This window comes from Pseudoalteromonas sp. SG41-5, assembly GCF_014164495.1.
Lineage (GTDB): Bacteria > Pseudomonadota > Gammaproteobacteria > Enterobacterales > Alteromonadaceae > Pseudoalteromonas > Pseudoalteromonas rhizosphaerae.
Map to the genome: position 1 here is coordinate 1 of NZ_JACJFH010000172.1, position 4296 is coordinate 4296.

4 protein-coding genes and 1 pseudogene are annotated in these 4296 nt (G+C 37.8%); all 5 read right to left on the reverse strand.

Annotation, left to right across the window (positions count from 1 at the left end; genetic code table 11):
* Positions 1-266: 266 nt before the first annotated feature.
* Complete coding sequence (locus H5232_RS22380) at positions 267-1250, reverse strand: hypothetical protein (RefSeq protein ID WP_182831550.1); 984 nt, start codon at positions 1248-1250, stop codon at positions 267-269.
* A gap of 111 nt (positions 1251-1361) precedes the next feature.
* Positions 1362-2285: a hypothetical protein gene (locus H5232_RS22385; protein ID WP_182831551.1), complete on the reverse strand. Its 924-nt coding sequence runs from the start codon at positions 2283-2285 to the stop codon at positions 1362-1364.
* A gap of 375 nt (positions 2286-2660) precedes the next feature.
* The gene (locus tag H5232_RS22390; RefSeq protein ID WP_182740949.1) at positions 2661-3584 is read right to left on the reverse strand and encodes a hypothetical protein; all 924 of its coding nucleotides are present in this window, start codon (positions 3582-3584) and stop codon (positions 2661-2663) included.
* Between the two features lie 4 nt (positions 3585-3588).
* Positions 3589-3774, reverse strand: coding sequence for a hypothetical protein (locus H5232_RS22395; protein ID WP_182795028.1), 186 nt, complete (start codon positions 3772-3774; stop codon positions 3589-3591).
* 174 nt (positions 3775-3948) lie between these two features.
* Positions 3949-4296: pseudogene (locus H5232_RS22400) on the reverse strand (hypothetical protein); the annotation flags it as partial.

Below are 4296 nucleotides of genomic sequence, written 5' to 3' on the forward strand. Positions count from 1 at the left end.
GATGTTTTTGTATTTCTTTTTGCTTTCTTGCAGGTAAATTATATAAATAGCATAAGCCTTTGAATTTATCCTTGAGGCTATTTAATCTCTCAGGGTAAAAAAAGCGATTAAATCGCGTTTTTTTACTCATGATATCAACGGCTAGGTAGTCATTATTTTGCATTTAATATCCTTATTGTTTAATCAACCTTGGCACTTTAAAGTGCCTAGGTTTAAATTCCTTTTATGATTGTTAACGTATAATGGATCCTGAAATTTAAGCCATTTCACGGAAAGCCGATAAAAAGTTGAAGCGCAAGGTGCTTAGCTTTATATTTCCACGTTAATTGCTCTATGCGCTCAGGCTCTGCCTTCCAATGCTGCCAAGGTTTGATTATTTCTTCCTGCTCTCTACCTTTAAGCCAATCGAAAGGAAATGCTTCACTCAGAATTTCCTCTTCAATTTCTAATTGCTGCGAAAACGAAAATGAGGACCAAAACTCATCAGGCCGATTATTCCTCTTATCAAATTCAGCTGTAATGGGATCTAAATGGCGGTGTCGTTCATATACCGGCACATCGGGCAATGGCTTACTTAAATCCATAAAGCGCACATAACACTCCCATAATAAATAACAATGGACAGGGTTAGCTGAAAGCTCTACAACTGAACCGGTAACAGTTGTTTTAGGGTACTTCTCTTGGTCTATATGACTAATTTCTGGAAAGTAATTCATTACACCCGGCGCGCCCATTTTCGAGGTTAGCCTGCAAACAATCTCTTCCCATTTAAAGCAACAGTTACCTAAGTCATCTCGTTGTTCACAACCGGGTATATCAAAAGTAAACCCGACCGTTTGGTTTTGCCTGTCAAGATACATCACCCTATCAGGTATATACCTAGCAGTTATTGGTAGTAAATTTAAGAAGAATAAGTTCCAGCAAAAGGTGAGGATTACAAGCCACCAAGGAAATGGCTCTTCAGAATACGTTGCGACAACGCAGGCTATTAGTAACAATAAGCTTAATACAGCCCCGATTGCCATTGGTCCAAATAATATGGCTTTTATAGGGTTATTGCCACAAGGCGCTATTTTATATTGCTCTTTTTTATTCGCGTAAATGCGCCTATCTTGATTTAGCCAACGTCGGAAAAAACATAATCCTCTAAATTCGCTTCCTTCATTTATTATTCGGTGCGCTTCAAAAAAACGATTAAACTTCGTTTTCTTTGCCATTATTCCAACACCAAGGTAATTATTTTTTTGCATCAGGTTCCTTTGCTTTAATAAACCTAGGCAGCATATACCACCTAGGTTTGAATTCCTTTTCTGATTGTTAAAGAGCGTTTGGCCTGTAAATCTATTTTTAAATAACTTTAATCACAAAAGTAAAATATTGAGCTCGTATGCACGTTTTATGTTTTTCTCTAATAATACTGGGTCATCACTAAATGGTGCAATAACATAATTAACTTCATCCCTCGGGTATTCTTTTTCGCCATCAATATCCGTATGAAAAACATATTTATAATTGTTTTTTATCTCGGGATCGAGGGGGTAATTTTCCATATAGGGGCCAATTTTATCGCCTTTCCAAACTGTGCTATATCCTTTGTCGAGGTAATCCTGAACAGACTGCAGTAGCCCAAAAGGGATTGGTTTATTTTTATCCATAAACTCCGTTAATAATGTCCACGACCCACAAGCCCCATCGTAACTATCAGCAAACGCGACGATGTATTGGCAATCCCTTTTACCATGTTTAGGGTATTTTTTAGGGATTAAACTTGTAACAGGCATGCCTCTTCCCAAACTAAAGCCTAACGAGCCTCGATACATCTCAACTTCTTCAAATGGTATAACGAGTTCAGGGTTGCCACCAAACGCAGGGAAATTTACATTGCCGGTTTTTCGGTCAAAAACAACGGAGGTGGCTCTTGGGATTCTTGCTTTACGATAGTAAATAAAAGCAATTATTAATAATAAAACTTGCCCTAGGATAAACAAAGGGTGTAAAAAATGAGCACCTAAAAACTGCTCCATACTGGCAGCTTTAAATAAAGTCGTAATTTGCATAAAAATTGAAACACCAAAAAAAACTAATGCCGTAAAAACGGTAGAAGTTTGGAAGATATCCCTCATACTTGATATTAATAATACGCCGTAATAACGACCATCAGTTGAATATATATCGTTTACTCCTAATAGGTTGTCATAATTGACGTCTACTTTTCGGTAGTGCTTTCCCATGTCAGTTGGTTTTTTAGGGGGGCGTAATTCTGATATTTGCTCGGTGTTTATCATATTGTTACTCAAGTCCTAATTCTTCTTTTAGCGCATAATTCCACGAGAAATTTAAGATGTCACTCACCTTAACTATTCAAACTGAATGTCGTTTTTATTGTTCAATTTGCGCGGCGTAAAGCCGCGCCTACGCAAATTTAAACAGCTGTGTTGCATCCTGTAGGCGGGAGCTTACCTCGCGCATGGTTTATTTTTATTCTTTATTCTACTTCATCACCAAAAACGCGTATTTAAAGGGGGGTGTCTTATTAATTGCGCCTTCTAATTTCCAACGTGGCGATAAACCTAGGCAGCACTTACACCACCTAGGTTTGAATTCCTTTTCTGATTGTTAAAGAGCGGTTGGCTTGTAAACCTGTTTTTATTTAACCTGAATCACAAAAGTAAAATATTGAGCTCGTACGCACGTTTTATATTTTTCTCTAGCAATACGGGGTCATCACTAAATGGCGCAATAACATAATTAACTTCATCCCTCGGGTATTCTTCTGTTGCATCACGATTTTCGTGATAAACATACTTATAGTTATTTTTTATGACAGGATCGAGCGGATACTTATCCATATAGGGACCAATTTTATCACCTCTCCATGTAACACTATTTCCCTTATTTAAATGGTGTTGAACAGACTGTAACAACCCAAAAGGGATTGGTTTATTTTTATCCATAAACTCCGTTAATAATGTCCACGATTGACAAGCCCCATCGTAGCTATCAGCAAACGCGACTATGTATTGGCAATCCCTTTTACCATGCTTAGGGTATTTTTTAGGGATTAAACTTGTAACAGGCATGCCTCTTCCCAAACTAAAGCCTAACGAGCCTCGATACATTTCAACTTCTTCAAATGGTATAACTAGTTCTGGGTTGCCACCAAACGCAGGGAAATTTACATTGCCGGTTTTTCGATCAAACACGACTAATTTACCTCGAGGGATCCTCGCTTTACGGTGATAAACAAAAGCAATAATTAATAACAAGACTTGCCCTAGGATAAACAAAGGGTGTAAAAAATGTGCACCTAAAAACTGCTCCATACTGGCAGCTTTAAATAAAGTCGTAATTTGCATAAAAATTGAAACACCAAAAAAAACTAATGCCGTAAAAACGGTAGCAGTTTGGAAGATATCCCTCATACTTGATATTAATAATACGCCGTAATAACGACCATCAGTTGAATATATATCGTTTACTCCTAACAAGTTGTCATAATTGACTTCCACTTTTCGGTAGTGCTTTCCCATGTCAGTTGGTTTTTTAGGGGGGCGTAATTCAGATACTTGCTCGGTGTTTATCATATTGTTACTCAAGTCCTAATTCTTCTTTTAGCGCATAATTCCATAGTGATAAATTCACTTCGGTTGTGAGCCATTTATTTGGTTTTTCAAGCTCGCCGTACTCATCGCGTTTTGATACTGGTAATATAAATTTATTATCCTCAAAAGCATCGCTTACTGACGCCCCATTACCTTTTGGATACGTTTTCACTCGTAGTCTAAATGTAACTCTGGTTGTGTTGAGCGCTTTAAATATGGCGGCGCAGTTATGCTGATTTACATCGAGCCGTATAACCTGCCCACTTGATAAATCAGTCACTAAAAAATTAAGATGGGTGTCATTGTTATTCCTTAACGTATCATGGACTCTGAAACTTAAGCCGTTTCACGGAAAGCCGATAAAAAGCTGAAGCGCAAGGTGCTTAGCTTTATATTTCCACGTTAATTGTTCTATGCGCTCAGGCTCTGCCTTCCAATGCTGCCAAGGTTTGATTATTTCTTCCTGCTCTCTACCTTTTAGCCAATCAAATGGAAATGCTTCACTCAGAATTTCCTCTTCAATTTCTAATTGCTGCGAAAACGAAAATGAGGACCAAAACTCATCAGGCCGATTATTATTTTTATCAAACTCTGCTGTAATTGGATCTAAATGTCGGTGTTGTTCATATACCGGCACATCGGGCAATGGCTTACTTAAATCCATAAAGCGCACATAACACTCCCATAATAAATA

Bases quoted from the DNA above. Each gene is read 5' to 3' on its own strand.
- H5232_RS22390 (WP_182740949.1), bottom strand. From the start codon at position 3,584: ATGATAAACACCGAGCAAGTATCTGAATTACGCCCCCCTAAAAAACCA.
- H5232_RS22380 (WP_182831550.1), bottom strand. From the start codon at position 1,250: ATGCAAAAAAATAATTACCTTGGTGTTGGAATAATGGCAAAGAAAACG.
- H5232_RS22385 (WP_182831551.1), bottom strand. From the start codon at position 2,285: ATGATAAACACCGAGCAAATATCAGAATTACGCCCCCCTAAAAAACCA.